The sequence below is a fragment of the Microcoleus sp. MON2_D5 genome (genome assembly GCF_036701905.1).
Lineage (GTDB): Bacteria > Cyanobacteriota > Cyanobacteriia > Cyanobacteriales > Microcoleaceae > Microcoleus.
Map to the genome: position 1 here is coordinate 16,218 of NZ_JAUBRM010000017.1, position 15,869 is coordinate 32,086.

At 44.3% G+C, this 15,869-nt stretch carries 17 protein-coding genes; 9 read left to right on the forward strand and 8 right to left on the reverse strand.

All coding sequences use genetic code 11. From position 1 onward, the window contains the following. Positions 1–97: 97 nt before the first annotated feature. From QUA47_RS08380 to rpmH, 7 genes are all read right to left on the reverse strand, one after another. Positions 98–1,606: an AAA family ATPase gene (locus tag QUA47_RS08380; protein WP_333430415.1), complete on the reverse strand. Its 1,509-nt coding sequence runs from the start codon at positions 1,604–1,606 to the stop codon at positions 98–100. Positions 1,607–1,624: 18 nt separating this feature from the next. Next, positions 1,625–2,137, reverse strand: a complete 513-nt coding sequence (locus QUA47_RS08385; RefSeq protein WP_190656766.1) for a YceD family protein — start codon at positions 2,135–2,137, stop codon at positions 1,625–1,627. A gap of 101 nt (positions 2,138–2,238) precedes the next feature. Beyond that, positions 2,239–2,712 (reverse strand): R3H domain-containing nucleic acid-binding protein, encoded by a 474-nt coding sequence (locus QUA47_RS08390; protein WP_333430416.1) that lies wholly within the window; start codon positions 2,710–2,712, stop codon positions 2,239–2,241. A gap of 11 nt (positions 2,713–2,723) precedes the next feature. Then, positions 2,724–3,872: a membrane protein insertase YidC gene (gene yidC / locus QUA47_RS08395; RefSeq protein WP_333403304.1), complete on the reverse strand. Its 1,149-nt coding sequence runs from the start codon at positions 3,870–3,872 to the stop codon at positions 2,724–2,726. 203 nt (positions 3,873–4,075) lie between these two features. Further along, positions 4,076–4,468: a PH domain-containing protein gene (locus tag QUA47_RS08400; RefSeq protein ID WP_333283022.1), complete on the reverse strand. Its 393-nt coding sequence runs from the start codon at positions 4,466–4,468 to the stop codon at positions 4,076–4,078. After that, on the reverse strand, positions 4,440–4,844 hold the full coding sequence (gene rnpA, locus QUA47_RS08405; RefSeq protein ID WP_006632319.1) for a ribonuclease P protein component: 405 nt from the start codon (positions 4,842–4,844) through the stop codon (positions 4,440–4,442). The genes QUA47_RS08400 and rnpA overlap by 29 nt, the downstream gene beginning before the upstream one ends. A gap of 42 nt (positions 4,845–4,886) precedes the next feature. Then, the gene (gene rpmH, locus QUA47_RS08410) at positions 4,887–5,024 is read right to left on the reverse strand and encodes a 50S ribosomal protein L34 (protein ID WP_006632320.1); all 138 of its coding nucleotides are present in this window, start codon (positions 5,022–5,024) and stop codon (positions 4,887–4,889) included. A gap of 472 nt (positions 5,025–5,496) precedes the next feature. On the opposite strand from rpmH, the gene QUA47_RS08415 reads away from it, so the two are divergent. Both QUA47_RS08415 and QUA47_RS08420 read left to right on the forward strand, forming a co-directional pair. Further along, the gene (locus QUA47_RS08415; protein ID WP_333430417.1) at positions 5,497–6,048 is read left to right on the forward strand and encodes an FkbM family methyltransferase; all 552 of its coding nucleotides are present in this window, start codon (positions 5,497–5,499) and stop codon (positions 6,046–6,048) included. A gap of 486 nt (positions 6,049–6,534) precedes the next feature. Continuing rightward, the gene (locus QUA47_RS08420; RefSeq protein ID WP_333430418.1) at positions 6,535–6,780 is read left to right on the forward strand and encodes a hypothetical protein; all 246 of its coding nucleotides are present in this window, start codon (positions 6,535–6,537) and stop codon (positions 6,778–6,780) included. A 151-nt stretch (positions 6,781–6,931) separates the two neighbouring features. Here QUA47_RS08420 and QUA47_RS08425 read toward each other — a convergent pair whose 3' ends face one another. Next, positions 6,932–7,225: a MarR family transcriptional regulator gene (locus QUA47_RS08425; RefSeq protein WP_333430459.1), complete on the reverse strand. Its 294-nt coding sequence runs from the start codon at positions 7,223–7,225 to the stop codon at positions 6,932–6,934. A gap of 116 nt (positions 7,226–7,341) precedes the next feature. On the opposite strand from QUA47_RS08425, the gene QUA47_RS08430 reads away from it, so the two are divergent. From QUA47_RS08430 to QUA47_RS08460, 7 genes are all read left to right on the forward strand, one after another. Further along, positions 7,342–8,004 carry a class I SAM-dependent methyltransferase gene (locus QUA47_RS08430; RefSeq protein ID WP_333430419.1) on the forward strand — a complete coding sequence of 221 codons (663 nt, stop codon included), beginning with the start codon at positions 7,342–7,344 and terminating at the stop codon, positions 8,002–8,004. A gap of 217 nt (positions 8,005–8,221) precedes the next feature. Beyond that, a complete protein-coding gene (locus tag QUA47_RS08435) occupies positions 8,222–9,607 on the forward strand; it encodes a hypothetical protein (protein WP_333430420.1) in 1,386 nt (461 codons plus the stop codon). Positions 9,608–9,631: 24 nt separating this feature from the next. Then, positions 9,632–10,342 (forward strand): M15 family metallopeptidase, encoded by a 711-nt coding sequence (locus QUA47_RS08440; protein ID WP_333430421.1) that lies wholly within the window; start codon positions 9,632–9,634, stop codon positions 10,340–10,342. 285 nt (positions 10,343–10,627) lie between these two features. After that, positions 10,628–11,701: a glucose-1-phosphate thymidylyltransferase gene (locus QUA47_RS08445; RefSeq protein WP_333430422.1), complete on the forward strand. Its 1,074-nt coding sequence runs from the start codon at positions 10,628–10,630 to the stop codon at positions 11,699–11,701. Positions 11,702–11,930: 229 nt separating this feature from the next. After that, a complete protein-coding gene (locus tag QUA47_RS08450; RefSeq protein ID WP_333430423.1) occupies positions 11,931–12,464 on the forward strand; it encodes a hypothetical protein in 534 nt (177 codons plus the stop codon). A gap of 10 nt (positions 12,465–12,474) precedes the next feature. Next, on the forward strand, positions 12,475–14,604 hold the full coding sequence (locus QUA47_RS08455) for a glycosyltransferase (protein WP_333430424.1): 2,130 nt from the start codon (positions 12,475–12,477) through the stop codon (positions 14,602–14,604). A gap of 164 nt (positions 14,605–14,768) precedes the next feature. After that, the gene (locus QUA47_RS08460) at positions 14,769–15,839 is read left to right on the forward strand and encodes a glycosyltransferase family 1 protein (RefSeq protein WP_333430425.1); all 1,071 of its coding nucleotides are present in this window, start codon (positions 14,769–14,771) and stop codon (positions 15,837–15,839) included. Positions 15,840–15,869: the final 30 nt, after the last annotated feature.

The following is a 15,869-nucleotide window of genomic DNA, read 5'->3' on the forward strand; positions in this document are numbered from 1 at the left end:
GGTTGACTGTTGAGTGTTGAGTGCTGAATGTTGAGTAAAATCTGGTAACTGCCAAGTGACAACTGGTTACTAACTACTGACTACTGACTTCAAAAGCTTAACCTTGAATCCGGCGGCTCAAACTGCCGTATCTAGAAGCAAGGCGAGCTTTCCCCGCAGCGGCCCAATCTTGGAGAAACTGGATTTGTTCTTGAGCCGTTCTGGCTAAAGGCACCATCTGACTAGCTGATTCTAAAATATCATCTGTGGTAAAGTCTCGATTTTGGCTAAACCCAATGTGCATTGCTTCAATCAAAGTTTGCTCGATTTCGGCCCCTGAAAAATCGGGAGTTTCGTAAGCCAAGCGCTCTAAATCGTAATTTTTGATGCTGTGCGATCGCAACCGCAACAAATGTAGCTCAAAAATCGCCCGCCGTTCCTCCTGGCTGGGCAAACCGACAAAAAATATTTCGTCAAACCTGCCTTTTCTCAGCATTTCTGGCGGCAAAGACTGGATGTTGTTGGCTGTTGCTACCACAAACACCGGGGAAGTTTTTTCGGCCAACCAAGTAATAAAAGTCCCGAACACCCGGCTCGTTGTCCCGGAATCCCCTTTACCGTCTAATCCCGCAAAAGCTTTGTCAATCTCGTCAATCCACAGCACGCAGGGGGCCAAAGCTTCCGCTAGCTGAATCATTTGCCTGGTGCGGGATTCTGATTCCCCGACTAATCCGGCAAACAAGCGCCCGACATCCAACCGCAGTAAAGGCAAATGCCAGTGGTGGGCGATCGCCTTTGCTGTTAAGGATTTTCCCGTTCCTTGAATTCCGACTAACAACAAACCTCTGGGATGCGGCAAACCGTATTGGCGGGCTCGTTCGGTAAAAGCACCGCCGCGCCGCAGCAGCCATTCTTTGAGATTGTCCAAACCGCCGATATCGGAAATATTTTCGCGGGCTGGGTAAAAATCCAGAATTTGAGTTTGGCGAATTGTTTGGCGCTTTTCTTCTAAAATCAGTTCTGCGTCGTCGGGATGGAGTTCGCCTCTGGTGGCGATCGCCTTTGCCAAAACTCTGCGGATTCGTTCGATCGACAGCCCTTGACAGGAGCGCACTGTTTCGTCCAGCAAACGCCCTTCAATGGCTTGTCCGGTAGCCCCTAACAGCCTTTCTACCTCAATTTTGATTTCCGCCGCCGCAGGCAGGGGAAATTCCAAAACTGTCATCACTTCGCTGAGGTCTTCCGGGATGGAAATTAAAGGAGATACGATGACAATATTTTTGGGTACAGATTTGAGGAGTCTCGCCAAATTCCGCAGCTTGCGGGAAATCGAGACATCTTCCAAAAACCGCTGAAAGTCTCGCAGAATAAAAATTGCCGGCGCGGAGGCGGGCAATTTTTCGAGAAATTCCAAAGCTTGCAGCGGATTGCGCTTGCCAAAACCGGTATCGTTGGGATTGCCTTGGTAGCCATCAACAAAATCCCAGATGTAGACAGCGCGAGAACCCTGTTTTTTGGCGCATTGGGCGATCGCCGCTTCTACGCGCTCTTCTTCCCGTGTGGGAATGTAAATTAGGGGGTAGCGCGATCGCAGCAGTAGTTCAAACTCGTCGCTAAAAATAGTCATTAGTTATTAGTCAACTGACTAAGGCAATTGCCGTTTAAGTGCTTCCAGAGACGCCCAGCGACTGTCTGAGACTGTTTCTGAGCTTTCTGTATTTGCATCATCAGTTAAAGAAATTCCCGGACATTCAGTATCGCATATCTGTTTGTGCGGCAGTTCCAAACACATTTGCTCGTACACCCAATCGCTCGGAGAGAAATAGCCACCTGGGGACAAATTTTCCACCAAATCTTCTAAAGCAACTTCTATTTCTGCTGAACTTGAATCTGTTTGATTTGCTGTTTCCTCGAGCCAGATTAGTTCCGATGAGTTGAGTACCAAACGATGATTGTATTGTTTCAAGCATCTGTGGCACGTGAGAGTAACTATTGTTTCTGCTTTCGCCTTCACCTCAAGATAATTCCCTTGGTGAGCCACTTGCAGTCGCCCCCGCACCGGAGTAAGAGTTTCTAAATCGGGGATAAATTCTTCAAAATCAATGACCTCTTTCCGCTCAGTTTTTGTGAGTAGATGAGGGATATAAATTGTCTCCATAATCTTTTACCTTCCTACTTCTTGAATTCAAAGGTCAAAAGGAATAGTTAATTTTTAACTTCTTCCTTCTTCCTTCTTCCTTCCTTCTTCCTTCTTTAGCGTCAGCGCAGCCGCACTACCAAACGCCGATCGGGTTCTTGCCCTTGACTGTAAGTTTCTATGTCCTCACATTCGCTCAAAAAGCTGTGGACTTGACGGCGTTCTGCCGAAGACAGCGATTTTATTTCAACTTCAACTCCCGTCGATCGGGCTTGATCTGCTGCGTACTCTGCCATCGAGCGCAATTCCTCTTGGCGGCGGATGCGATAGCCATTTAGTTCAACTGTATAAGGAATTGACTCCTCTACTTCCTGACCTATATTCTGAACCGTGTTACAGAGGTATTGAATGGCATCTATTACATTACCGTTTGGCCCGACTAAGATTGCAACTTGTTCTCGAGTCAGATTGCTTTCATCTATTTTCATCCAATAGCAATCTTTTTGTTGTTCGCATACCACTTTTGAAGGAATTGCGGACAGTTGTAGCAATTCTTCTAACCATGCCTGTCCGCGCTGCATTTGAGAGTCTTTCATTGTTGTTAAAATCAAGCCTTTTTCTTGGCACGCTTTGGCTCAAAGGGAAGGGCATCTAATCCCTGATCTTTTTTTGTTTTCGCCTCTGCTTCGTCTACTATTTTTTGCAGGTTTTCCGGCAGCGGTTCTCGCGACAAAATAAACGCTTGAACTGTCTGGAAGATGTTAGCAATCAGCATATACATCAACACGCCGGCGGGCAGCGGGAAGAACAAAAACATCCCTGAAAATATGACGGGCGTCAGTTTGTTAACTGTAGCCTGTTGGGGGTTGTCGTTTGGCCCTTGTGCTTGTCCTGAAAGGGTTTGGTTGATGTACAAACTGATGCCGAAGCCCAGGATCATTACCAAAATATCCCAGTGGAGTGTACCGTCTGAGTCGATCGCGCCAACGCGGCCTAGAGCTTCAATAAACAGGAATCCTTTGTTAGTAGCCAATCCGGGGATTGTACCTTGAACTGTGGCTTCACCGGGCGCTAAGGCCGTGATGTTGCCCTGTTCATCTACCTTGACGACTTCTTCGCCTTTGATGACTTTCCAGCCGGGTTCAAAGTCGATTTCGCTCTTATTTTCTGCCGCTAGAGCTTTGAGAGGTTTGCCCTCTGGGGTTTGAAAATTAATCTTGGTTGTTTCGCCGACTGCGAGTTTGTCGCCGCCTGGAATTACGCCCACAACAGGAGCATGAAAAGTACCTGTGACGTAAATATTTTGTGGCGGTGTAGCAAAAGCTTGCGGTTGAACAGTTTCGATTTGTTCTTTGGGCAAAACTTGAACGTTTACGCTGTAGTTTATGTCAGAAAACGGCGAACCCCTGAGCGTTGCAAACAGTGCAAACAGCACTGGCATTTGCAGCACCAACGGGAAGCATCCTGCTAGAGGATTACCAAATTCTTTGTATACTTTGCTCATTTCCTCCTGCTGTTTTGCAGGATTTTCTTTATAGAGTTTTTGAATTTGATCTACTCGCTCTTTCATCAATGGCTGCGCTACTTTCATGCGCCGCATATTGCGAAGAGAGCCTGCATTGAGAGGATAAAGAGCAAAGCGAATCACGAGCGTCAGAGCTACGATCGCTAAACCGTAGCTTGGCACGATCCCGTAGAAAAAATCTAGGATCGGGAGCATGAGGTTGTTGGAGAGAAACGAGATACCGAAATCCATTCGCTTTGAGTTAATTTAGGTGCTCTATGTTTGCTGTTGAGAACTATTTTTACCCGCTGAAGGCGAGCCGCCTCAATTTTTAGGGTTTTGTCTCTATCTTAGGACATTGCCCGTCGATCGACCGCCCAGTCTGCGGGTTTGTTGTAATGAGTTTGCCAATACTCGCACTCACTTTACCCTGATTTGAGGGCGAAGCGGTTCGGTTATTTAGCTTGGGCCGCGTTTGCTTTTTGAGCGGCTACGGGCAGTTTTTCGTTAATGTAGTCATACATTGCTCGAAATTTCGGCATAGCTCTGAGTTCCAAGCGGCTGCCATTTTTCATGGTGAGCACCATGTCTCCGTAAGTCCCGAAACCGCGAGGTACTGTGACGATTTTGACTATATCTGAGTAGATAACGTCTGTGCGATCGCCCCCCATCCAACCGCTAGTTACGGACACTCGGCGGCTCGTGATCCGATACCGCAGCCACAGAGCCCGGACAATTCCTCCTACTGCTAGGGGGATTCCGACGACTGTCAGCCCCAGGAGTAAATTGAGGATCAAGTCTCCCGGCGCGGGGCCGCCTTCATAATATACTTCCTCTCGAATTCCCATCTAGTACCTCGGCTTCTACCAACAACTGCTCTAATTCTTGCAGAATTTCTGCATAATTGCACTCTTGTGCGATCGGACGCACGACAATTACTAAATCCCACCCGAACCTTAATCGGGGCAATAGCTGTCGCAAAGCTGCCCGAATCTGACGCTTAATCCGGTTGCGGACTACAGCGCGTTTGCTGACTTTCAGGCTGATGGAAATGCCTGTGCGAGTTGGCTGCAAGGATTTTTCGGCTGTCGGTTTGGCAAATTCGGCGCTTTTTGGTTTACGCAGAGCTCTTAAGCTGAAATGGGCCGAGTTACGGCGCATTCCCTTGCGGTATACGGCGCTGAAGTCTTTTCGGTGCTTAAGTCGGTTTGTCTCGGGCAACATGGCGTAGGGCGATCGTTGAGGCCTCTCAACCTTGATGCAGTGCTAGACCGCGAGGCGGTGGCGACCTTTGCTGCGACGAGCTTTGATTACCAATCGACCGGTTGCGGTACGCATTCTGGCGCGAAAACCGGATGTTCTTTTTCTTTTGCGGCTGGTTCCGTGCAGGGTTTGCTGTGTCATTTTGATTTCTCCCGGCTTGTTACTTTACTTTTGATTAATATTCACAATCTTCTAGTATACCATAGAGTTGTTTTGTTGGCAACCTTTTTAATAAGTCTGTGTATTGTACCGCAAATGCAATATAATTCTAAGTGATAATCATAAGTTAGGCTGCTTAAGATTTAAAAATAAATCAATATTGTACCGTAAATACAATATAATTCTAAGTGATAATCATAAGTTAGGCTGCTTAAGATTTAAAAATAAATCAATTAGGAATATTTTAATTAGAAAGATGGAAAAGATAAACCTACCAAATGGATTAGAATGCTATTCCTTAAGTCAAAGAGAAACCGAATATATATATTCAGAATTTTTTTCACAACAGCAATATGTTCAAAACAATATTGTTGTTCAGGAAGGTGATTGTATCTTTGACGTAGGTGCAAATATCGGTCTTTTTGTGTAGTTTATTAATCAGATTCAAAAGAATTTGAAAATTTTTGCTTTTGAACCAATCGAACCAGTATTTACAGTATTAAGTAATAATATCGAACTTCATAATCTGACGAATGTTTCGCTCTGTAAATATGGTTTAGGTTCAGAGAATGATGCAGAGCGAGTTTTTATATTTTACCCTAATATGCCAGGGAACTCTACCGAAAGACCAAAGGAAAAGATAGCTCAAAGAGAGGTGATGATTAATGCCATCGGACAAGAACAGACGGACTATTTTTTTAAAACTACTCAAGTTAGTGGTGAAATTAGAACCTTGTCTCGTGCGATCGAAGACTTATCTATTGACTCGATAGATCTGCTTAAAATAGATGTGGAAGGAGAGGAACTTGCTGTGCTTCAAGGTATAGAACCAAATGATTGGATAAAAGTAAAGCAAATTGTTGCTGAAGTCCACGATATCGACAATAGATTGGAACAGTTTCAATCTATCCTAGAAAATTACGGTTTTGAAGTAACGATTGAGAAGAATGCTTTGTTGCCTGCTGCATTAAATAATTTCAATGTGTATGCGGTGCGACAGTATTAACCTGGATAGGCACTCACATAGTCGGTCGATATTGAAGGTAGAAAGATTTGATAGAAGTTCGGTGGTGCTTACTCGTGAAAACAACTCAGGTTTATCGATTGGTCTGACTGCACGTTAGGAGGGAAAGTCCAACGGCAATCAAGTTCCAATTGGCCAAGTTGTGGGGAAGTGGCATGGGATTTATTAACCGAAACAAATAAAATCCCCGACTGCTCAAAGTTCTCAAACTGCTCCAAGAAGTTGGGGATTTCTCCTGCTAGTCGCCCTTAACCCAAACAAATCAAATGCCCGGTAAATTCATCCGTGTATCCGTGTATCCGTGTTCTTCCCTTATTTCAGTTCAACATTTACCGTAACAGACATCCCCGGTGCAATTCGCGATTCATAGCCTTTAAAGCTTTCGGCATCAAATACAACTTTGACAGGAATCCGTAGCACGACTTTGGTGAAGTTGCCAGTCGCATTATCCGGAGGCAATAACGAAAAATGAGCGCCAGAAGCAGGGGAGAAACTATCGAGATGACCTTCAAACTTCGACCACCAAAAGCATCTAATTTGATTTCTACTTTTTTGCCTGGTTTCATGTTTGCCAGTTGCGTTTATTTGAAGTTGGCAATTACCCACAAATCGTTACTGACGATCGCCATTAACGGAGTTCCCGGCGGCACCCGTTGCCAGAATTCAACGGATTTGTGGCCGATTTGTCCGGCGGGTGCGGTGCTATTCGTGTAGGGAAGTTGCACTGTTTTTTTTAAGAGTGTGTAGTATTTTACGGTTATTTGTAATGTAGTCGAGGTAGATGCTGCTGCGCTTTACTAATAAAGATTGATTTGTCGGTTTAGGAAAGATTGACGATCGCCCCATCGATCAGTGGGCAAAAGAGTTATCGATCGGCCTCTGAAATCCCCTCGACAGCTCGATCTCGGATTTCAGCTACCAGCGGGGGCAATACGTCTTGCAGTTCCCTCGCGGAGTCTGTCAGCCAAATGCGGCCATCGCGACTGTCTCTCTCTCGGCGGACTAGGCCTCTTTCTTCCATGCGATCGATCGCGCCTGTCAACGTCCCGCCTACCTGTTGCAGTTTGTCGCCAATGCTGGAAGTCGGCAAACCGTCTTCTGGCCACAAGCAGCACAGTACCAGCCAGGGAAAAGCGGTCAGCCCAAAGGATGCCAGCAGGTTTTTTGGCGATCGACTGCTACGCTAAAACCGGGAATCCGCCTTCTGCCGGATATGTTAACAATTCTTATTGTTCTTAAACTAGGAAGAGTAAATCTAGTTTGCAATCAGAATTTATGTTGCTTCCACCCGACCAACGCACCAAGTTAGACGACACCGACGACAATTTGTTCTATTCCGCTCCCCGGTTTGTGACTCACGTAGACGATGGATTTATTGAGCAACTCACCGGATTATATCGGGAACGGCTGAAACCGAATACTCGGATTTTTGATATGATGAGCAGTTGGGTTTCTCACTTGCCCGACGAGATGCAATTTGCCCATGTCGAAGGGCACGGCATGAATGAAGAGGAGTTGGCAAAAAATCGCAGGCTGAATCATTATTTCGTGCAAAATTTGAACGCAAATCCCAAATTGCCACTGCCGGATGCAGAATTTGACGCGGTTGTCAACTGCGTTTCGGTACAGTATTTGCAGCACCCAGATGCGATTTTTGCCGAGATTCACCGGATTTTGAAGCCGGGGGGCGTAGCAATTATGAGTTTTTCCAACCGGATGTTTTATCAAAAGGCGATCGCGGCTTGGCGGGAAGGTTCCGAGGGCGATCGGGTAGAATTAGTCAAGGGTTACTTTGATTCTGTCAAAGGAGCGAATATACCCGGATTTAGCAAGCCGGAAGTAATTGTTCGCAAGCCTAACTTGCCGAGTTTTATGCAAATGCTGCGAATAGCAAGTGGCGACCCGTTTTATGCGGTAGTTGCTTACCGCCAAAGTTAGTAATAGGAGGTTGAGGTTTCGCTGTCGATCGACCCCAACCCAACTGTGAATAGGGCAAGCATCTTGCCTGCCCTACAAAACGTAAACTATCTTGACATTTTGTGGTTGCCACCAGGGGGTCGCGTCACTATTATATATATTCAACCCCATAAAAGCGATGCAATTTTTAGAACGATTAAAGCCGATCCCACGCGACAAGAATGTCAGAGTTTTTTTAATGTATTTTATTTTGCTGGCTCTGCTGACGAAAGCCGATATCCAATCTGTTGCTGATGCTTCTAGAATAGCCACTATTAAATCTTTGGTGGAATATCAAACTTTTACGCTGGATAACTCTCAATTGGGAGACTCCAAATTATTTACCATCGACAAGTATTTTTACAACAACCACTTCTATTCGGATAAACCGCCGCTGCCAGCACTTATGGGAGCGGCAGTTTATTTCTTATTAAGAAACCTCTGCGGTATTGATTTGTCGAATAATTTGGGATTAACTTATTATGTCGTGACCTTGACAACTGTGGGAATCCTCTCTTGTATAGGTTTAGTTTATTTTCACAAAATTTTGATAGAAATATTTGAGATAGAGGAAGGGTGGGCGAATTTAACAACATTTTTGGCTGCAACGGGAACTTTGATTTTGCCTTATTCACTTACTTTTAACAATCATAGCCTCGCTGCCGTATGTCTGATAGTCAGTTTATATTACTTATTAAAATTTGAAATTAACGACATCCGAAATGTTATCCTTTGCGGTATTTTGGTATCAATTGCGGGGAATATTGACATCACGTGCTTTTTATTTATTCCTTTTTATCTAGTTTTTTTTACAACCAAATCAATCAAGGCTGCTTCTGTATTTCTCCTATCATGTATTCCTTTATTAGTAACTTATTTCGGCTTAAATATATATCTTTCGGGCAGTATAGTCCCGCCCGCAATGAATGCCGCGCTGTGGGAGTACCCGGGATCTCTTTTTAGCAAGGAAAATCTGTCAGGACTGGCGACACAGAAGAGCTTTTTAGGGACGCTGAAATATGCCTTTACCTTGTTTTTAGGCAATCGAGGATTGTTCTCGCATACTCCTCTTTTGGGCTTCTCAGTTATTGGTGTTATGGCAGTTTTGAGACAAAGAAGATTGCCGTATAAAACTCCCTACCTGTACGGTATTCTGGCGTCTGTAGCTTTCATGCTAATCTATACCTTCCGCACAGTTGGATATGGCGGCTATTCCTACGGCGTCAGGTGGTTTGTCGCTCCTATGTTTATATTGTGCTTGCCCTTAAGTCACGTTATAAACCAAGTTAGAAGCTCGCGGTTGCTGAAAAAGTTTTTTGTAGTTATTGCCTGTATGTCGATCGCAATTTCTCTTGTGGGGACTTACAATCCCTATCCCAACGATTCTACCGGGAAAGTACGCCTTTGGGACGGTTATGTTTCGGGATATACGTTTGTGATTAATGCCAATAACATCGCCAATCACTCCTCAGTTATGTATAAATTAAGCTTCACCGTCAGCGGTGTCGCCATATATTTTATGTTGCACCAGTTATTGAAAAAATTAAAGCAGACTCCCAACATCCCTCCCGAGAATGCAGTGTAATGAAGTAAGGCAATCTATCTAATTATGAAAGCATATCAGCAAATAGTAATCGACGAATGCGGCGAACCTTTAGTCCCTATTCCACCAGAACATTTTGCCTTTGAAATTCCACACCCTTATCAAAAGTTGGGTGCTCCCTATCACAACAGCAAAGCAGATTCACCTTACTATTTGCGACAAGGAGTGGTAGATAGTTTAATCGCCGCTCAAACTGAGCTACAGCAAAATTATCAAAATTGGAAAATTCTGATATTTGACGCTTATCGACCCGTGGAAGTCCAGCAATTTATGGTGGATTATACTTTCAATCAAATTGCCCTAGCTCAAGGCTGCGAATTTCCGGTTTCCGAAGACAAACGCCAAGTAATTATAGAACACGTATATCAATTTTGGGCAGTACCGAGCCTCGATCGCGCGACGCCTCCTCCTCACAGTACAGGTGCAGCTTTAGATATAACTTTAGTGGACGAAAATAATCGGCAAATTAATATGGGTTCTCCGATTGATGAAATATCAGAACGTTCTTATCCCGATTATTTTGGTAATAGAGATCGCGAACCAGAACAGCAATATCACCGTCACAGGCAAATCTTAAAAAATGCGATGATAGCTGCGGGTTTTCAGCAGCATCCTAACGAATGGTGGCATTTTTCTCTGGGGGATCAGATGTGGGCTTGGTTGACAAATCAAAACAATAGTGGTAGTCAATTTATCGCCCGATACGGCCGCTATTAAAACGGGACGCAATTAAATCTGGACTGGCGCACTCGCAACCTTGAGAAACCGCGTTTATTGACAAAAAACCTCAGCTTTTAGGTGCTTTATTCGGCAAAAAACCAAGTTTCTGACGCTCTATGCGTCCCGGACTATAAAAGCTCGATCGGCATAAATCATTTGTATCATAAGACACTACAACTATTGCCAGTGGGGTAGCGGTGGTTTAAAATCAACGAGAGCGAACAAGTGCAGGCAAATCGAGCCAGCACCGCAAACCCTAAAGGATAACTCAGAGTTCACCCAATGAAAGCACTCATCCTCTCTGGCGGCAAAGGAACACGCTTGCGTCCCCTCACCTATACGGGTGCTAAGCAGTTGGTTCCTGTAGCAAATAAGCCGATACTGTGGTACGGAATTGAAGGAATTGTGGCGGCTGGGATTACGGATATTGGGATTATTATTAGTCCTGAAACCGGAGAAGAGGTGAAGACGAAAACAGGAGATGGATCTCGCTTCGGTGCAAAAATTACTTATATCTTGCAAGAAAAGCCGGCGGGACTCGCTCACGCGGTGAAAATTGCCAGACCGTTTTTGGGCGATTCTCCGTTTATTATGTATTTGGGAGATAACTTAATTGAAAATCAGCTAGATCCGTTTTTAGAGATTTTTAACACGCAAAAACTAGACGCTCTGATTTTGCTGCGTCCAGTTCCCAATCCCTCTTCTTTCGGTGTGGCAAAAGTTGATGAGAAAGGAAGAGTTTTGGAGTTAGTAGAAAAACCACAAGTCCCGCCATCGAATTTAGCACTGGTGGGGATTTACTTTTTTGCTCCTACTATTCACGAGGCGATCGATCAAATTCAACCCTCGCCCCGTGGCGAGCTGGAAATTACCGATGCCATTCAACAGCTCATCAATCAGGAAAAACACGTAGAAGCCTGCAATTTAGAAGGTTGGTGGCTGGATACGGGGAAAAAAGACGATTTGCTGAGTGCAAACCAAATCATTTTAGATAGCCGTATCGTAGCTTCAACTGAATTAAAAGTAGACGCCAAAAGTCAAATTATCGGGCGAGTGCAAATAGGGGAAGGAACGGAGGTCATTAATTCTACAATTCGCGGGCCAGTGGTAATTGGGGAAAATTGCCGCATTGAAAATTGCTTTATCGGGCCTTACAGCAGTATTGCCGATCGCGTGACGATGATTGATGCTGATATCGAACACAGTGTAATATTGCAAGGGGCGAAAATACTTGGCATTCACCAACGAATTGTTGACAGCGTGATCGGGCAGCGAGCTCAACTAACCATTGCGCCGGCTCGTCCAAAAGCTCTGCGGTTTCTGATTGGTGATGACAGTCAAATTGAGTTAGCTTAAATTGAGATATTGCCAATATCGGAAGCAATAATCCTGATTTAACAAGAGATGAATTTTCTTGTGGGGTGGGCATCCTGCCCGCCCTTGAACAGGCATCTTGCCTGTGCACAATTACTTACAATTATTCACACAGCAAAGATGGCTGTTCACCATTAGTTACAATGAGTGAAACAGCAAATATGCCTGTTCCATAATAAGTCATAGTAAGTTATCTAAAGGAGAGGAAAGTTTGCACTACGAAGAAATACCAACTCAAAAGATAATAGATAGATTGCGGCAAACTTTGGAGCCGCGAATTGGTATTGCTGAGCCGCCGTTGTTGGGAACCGAAAATAGTGCGATCGCCCGAGATGAAGATGACGAAGACATCGCCCTTTTAAAGACAGGTTTCGACATTTATAACATCCCCATTACCTCTTACCAAAGACGGCTGGGTTCCGCAGTAATTGCAGTTAGAAAAATAGTCCGAAAATTGCTCAGACCCGTACTCGAACGACAAGTAATTTACAATTTTGCCAATACCCGCGTCGTTCAAACATTGAGCATTCAATTGCAAAAATTGCAAGAAAATCAACAAACTATAGAGAAAAAAATTCAATCCGAATTCAGCAGCGCATCTCCCGAAGTTACAGCACAGCTTGAGACTCAACAAAATGCGATCGCAGCTTTTCAGTCTGAAATAGAGCAAATTAAAGCAGTGCAGCAGCAACATACTGCTATTTTAGAGAAGCTTACCGCTCAATTGCTCGATCGACAACAATAAAGCATCAAAGATGACCACACTGCCCATATGCTCGTTAATTATAGTCAACTATAACGGTCTGCGCCACACGAAAGATTGCTTAAAATCTCTACAAAAACTTGCGTATCCCGAACAGCAACTAGATTTAATTGTAATTGATAATTGTTCTCAAGACGATTCCGTTACTTCCCTGCGCGAACTATTTCCAAAAGTTCGCATTTTTGTCAACTCCGCCAACAACTTTGCTAAAGCCCTCAACCTCGGCATCAGCGAAGCAAAAGGGAAATATATCGCCTTTCTAAATAACGATGCTACCCTTGACAGTCACTGGTTAGAGATTCTTGTAAAACGGCTAGAAACTAATAAAGAAGTAGGTGCGACTAGCGGCAAATTGCTGTTTAAAGACGGGCGGATTAACAGCGCTGGTATTCAGCAATTACCTAATTTTTATTGGCGAGATGTCGGTTTTGGCGAAAAAGATTCGGGACAGTACGATACAGAACAGGAAGTCGAAGGGCTTTGTTGGGCGGCGGTCCTTTTTCGCAGGGAATGTCTCGAAGATGTGGGGCCGATAGATGAAGATTTTGTCATGTACTTTGAAGATGTAGAGTTTGCCAAACGCTGCCACAAGCGCGGTTGGAAAATGCTTTATACTCCCGCAGCAATCGCCCATCACGAGTATCGGGGTTCGAGTAAAGGAAGCAAACTTACCGAGTATTTCTGCAACCGGAATCGGTTTTTGTATTTGGCAAAACATGAACCGTTGCAATTAGTCAAGGGAATTCATACTTCTGATTTTTTTACTAACAAGCAGTACGATTTGCTGTTCGAGAGTTTATTTGTAGCGATTAAAAAGCTGCTTGATTATCAGAAACCTGAAATCATTGAAACTGTATTGCCACAGTTGTCGGAAAAGTTGGCGGTGATTTACAGTCGGATGAAGATCGATCGCATTTTGTCTCGATTGCAGGTGGTTCGGGGCGATCGCAAAATGTCGATCGCCATTTACGATCACGGACTGCATTTTATTGGTGGCGGTCAAAAATACGTCGCTACCATCGCCTCGCTGCTACAAAATGAATTTGACATTACTTTTATCGCCAACAAACCAGTTGCTGTTTCCGACTTAGAATCGTGGTACGGACTCAACCTTTCAGGATGCAAAATTAAAATTCTTCCCTTGGCGTTTTACGAGAAACGCGGAATGCAGTGCATCGATTCCAGCATCATCGTGGAAGATATGGAAAATCCCTTTGATGAAATTGCCAGAGAAAGCAAAAACTACGATATTTTTATCAACGCGAACCAACTGGAAAAAGTCAAACCACTGTCACCGATATCAGTATTTTTCTGCCACTTTCCCAATACCTTCCGCAACTGTCACTTTGCTGTCGATGATTACACTTTTATTATTGCCAACAGTCACTTTACTGTTAAGTGGTTGGAGAAACGCTGGAACCTACAGCCAACTTTTCTGCTTTATCCGCCCGTGGAAATGGCAACAGTTAAAGTGCCGAAAGAAAAAATAATTTTGGCGGTGGGACAGTTTGAATCTGGGGGCACAAAAAAGCAAATTGAACTAATTAAAGCTTTCCGCAGTTTGTTAGGAGATTATCCCGAAGAATTTCAAGGATGGCGGCTCATTTTAGCCGGAAGTAGCATTCCGAAAAATCCTTATTTAAAGACGGTTCAGAATTTATTGAAGCAAGATTCAAGGGCGATCGAGCTAAAAGTCAATGCTGACTTTGATGATGTAAAATCACTTTATGCTAGAGCGAGCATCTTTTGGCACGGCTGCGGTTTGGGTGAAGTCAATCCTCAAAGATTTGAACATTTTGGGATGGCGACTGTGGAAGCAATGCAAAACTGTTGTGTTCCGATTGTCTTCAACGGCGGTGGCCAACCGGAAATTGTCGAACATGGGCGATCGGGCTTTTTGTTCAATACCGTTGAGGAACTGTGCCAGCACTCACATCAACTAATTGTTAATCCCGATTTGCTAGCAGAACTTCAAGCTGGTGCACAGCAGCGCAGTCAGAACTTTAGACTTGCACGTTTCGAGAAAAAAGTCAAGAGTTTTTTTGAGATTATTCACCAAGAGTATGCTACAATTCTGCTGCCAAATCCTGCCGATATAGCTCAAATGCTCGATCGAACTTAAAGGCTAATTAAATAGTCCACCAGGGCTTAAAACCCCTAGCCAAAAGCTAAAGTCCTCTTGCATAGGACTAATATCAAAGTCGATTTTATTACCGTTTTCTTCAGTCCGCGCAGGCGGACTTTGTATGTGTAGTTGCGACTTCCAGTCGCCGGATATCTAAAATTATGTCTAATTCACTGTTAATCAATTTGTCCTTCTTAACTCCTGAACCAACTGGAATCGGAACTTATGCAGCTAATCTTTTCCCGCAACTGCAACAGCTAGAACCCACATTACTTGTTTCCCAGCAAATTGAAAATTATACTTGCTATCACATCCCCGAAACTCTAGCACCGAATCGCGGCCCGAAAGGACAAATTAACAGGCTGCTGTGGACTCAGTTTGAGTTACCAAAAATTTACAAAAAATTGCAGTCCACCCTGATGTTTTCCCCAATTCCCGAAGCACCTTTGTATTCCGGCTGCCGCTACATCGTCACAGTTCACGATTTAATTCCTTTGCGATTTCCCCGACGGTTTTCTCGTTTAACAGCTTATTTCCGCTACTACATACCGCAGGTTTTGCGGCAAGCAGAACACATTATTTGCGATTCTCAAGCAACTGCGGCAGATGTTGCTAACTTTTTCCAGATTCCGCGTCAGAAAATGACCGCCATTCCCCTAGCTTGCGATAATATTAATTTTAGATATCTCGACTTGCCCGCCAAAAATTATTTTCTTTATACCGGCAGACACGATCCTTACAAAAACTTGGAAAGATTAATTGCTGCATTTGCGAGTTTGCCCGATCGCGCAAATTACGAATTGTGGCTAGCAGGGCCTCCCAATGCCTACACGCCGCAGTTGACAGCACAAGTGGAAGAATTAGGTTTACAATCTTTGGTAAAGTTTCTCGGTTACGTTCCCTATTCTCAATTGCCCGTACTGATGAATCAGGCGATCGCCCTAGTTTTCCCTACACTTTGGGAAGGATTCGGCTTACCAATTTTAGAAGCAATGGCTTGCGGCACACCCGTCATCACATCCAACCTGTCATCGATGCCAGAAGTAGCCGGAGATGCCACATTATTAGTCAATCCTTACAGCGTCGGAGAAATAGCCGAAGCCATGCAAACAGTAGCCACAGATTCAAAAGTGCGATCGAACTTAAAAACTGCGAGTTTAGCCAGATCCTCTCAATTTAGCTGGCACAAAACCGGAAAAGCAACCGCCAACATCTTACAGCAATATCTTTAAATCTTCCGTCTCTTCCTTTCTCCTCTCTGC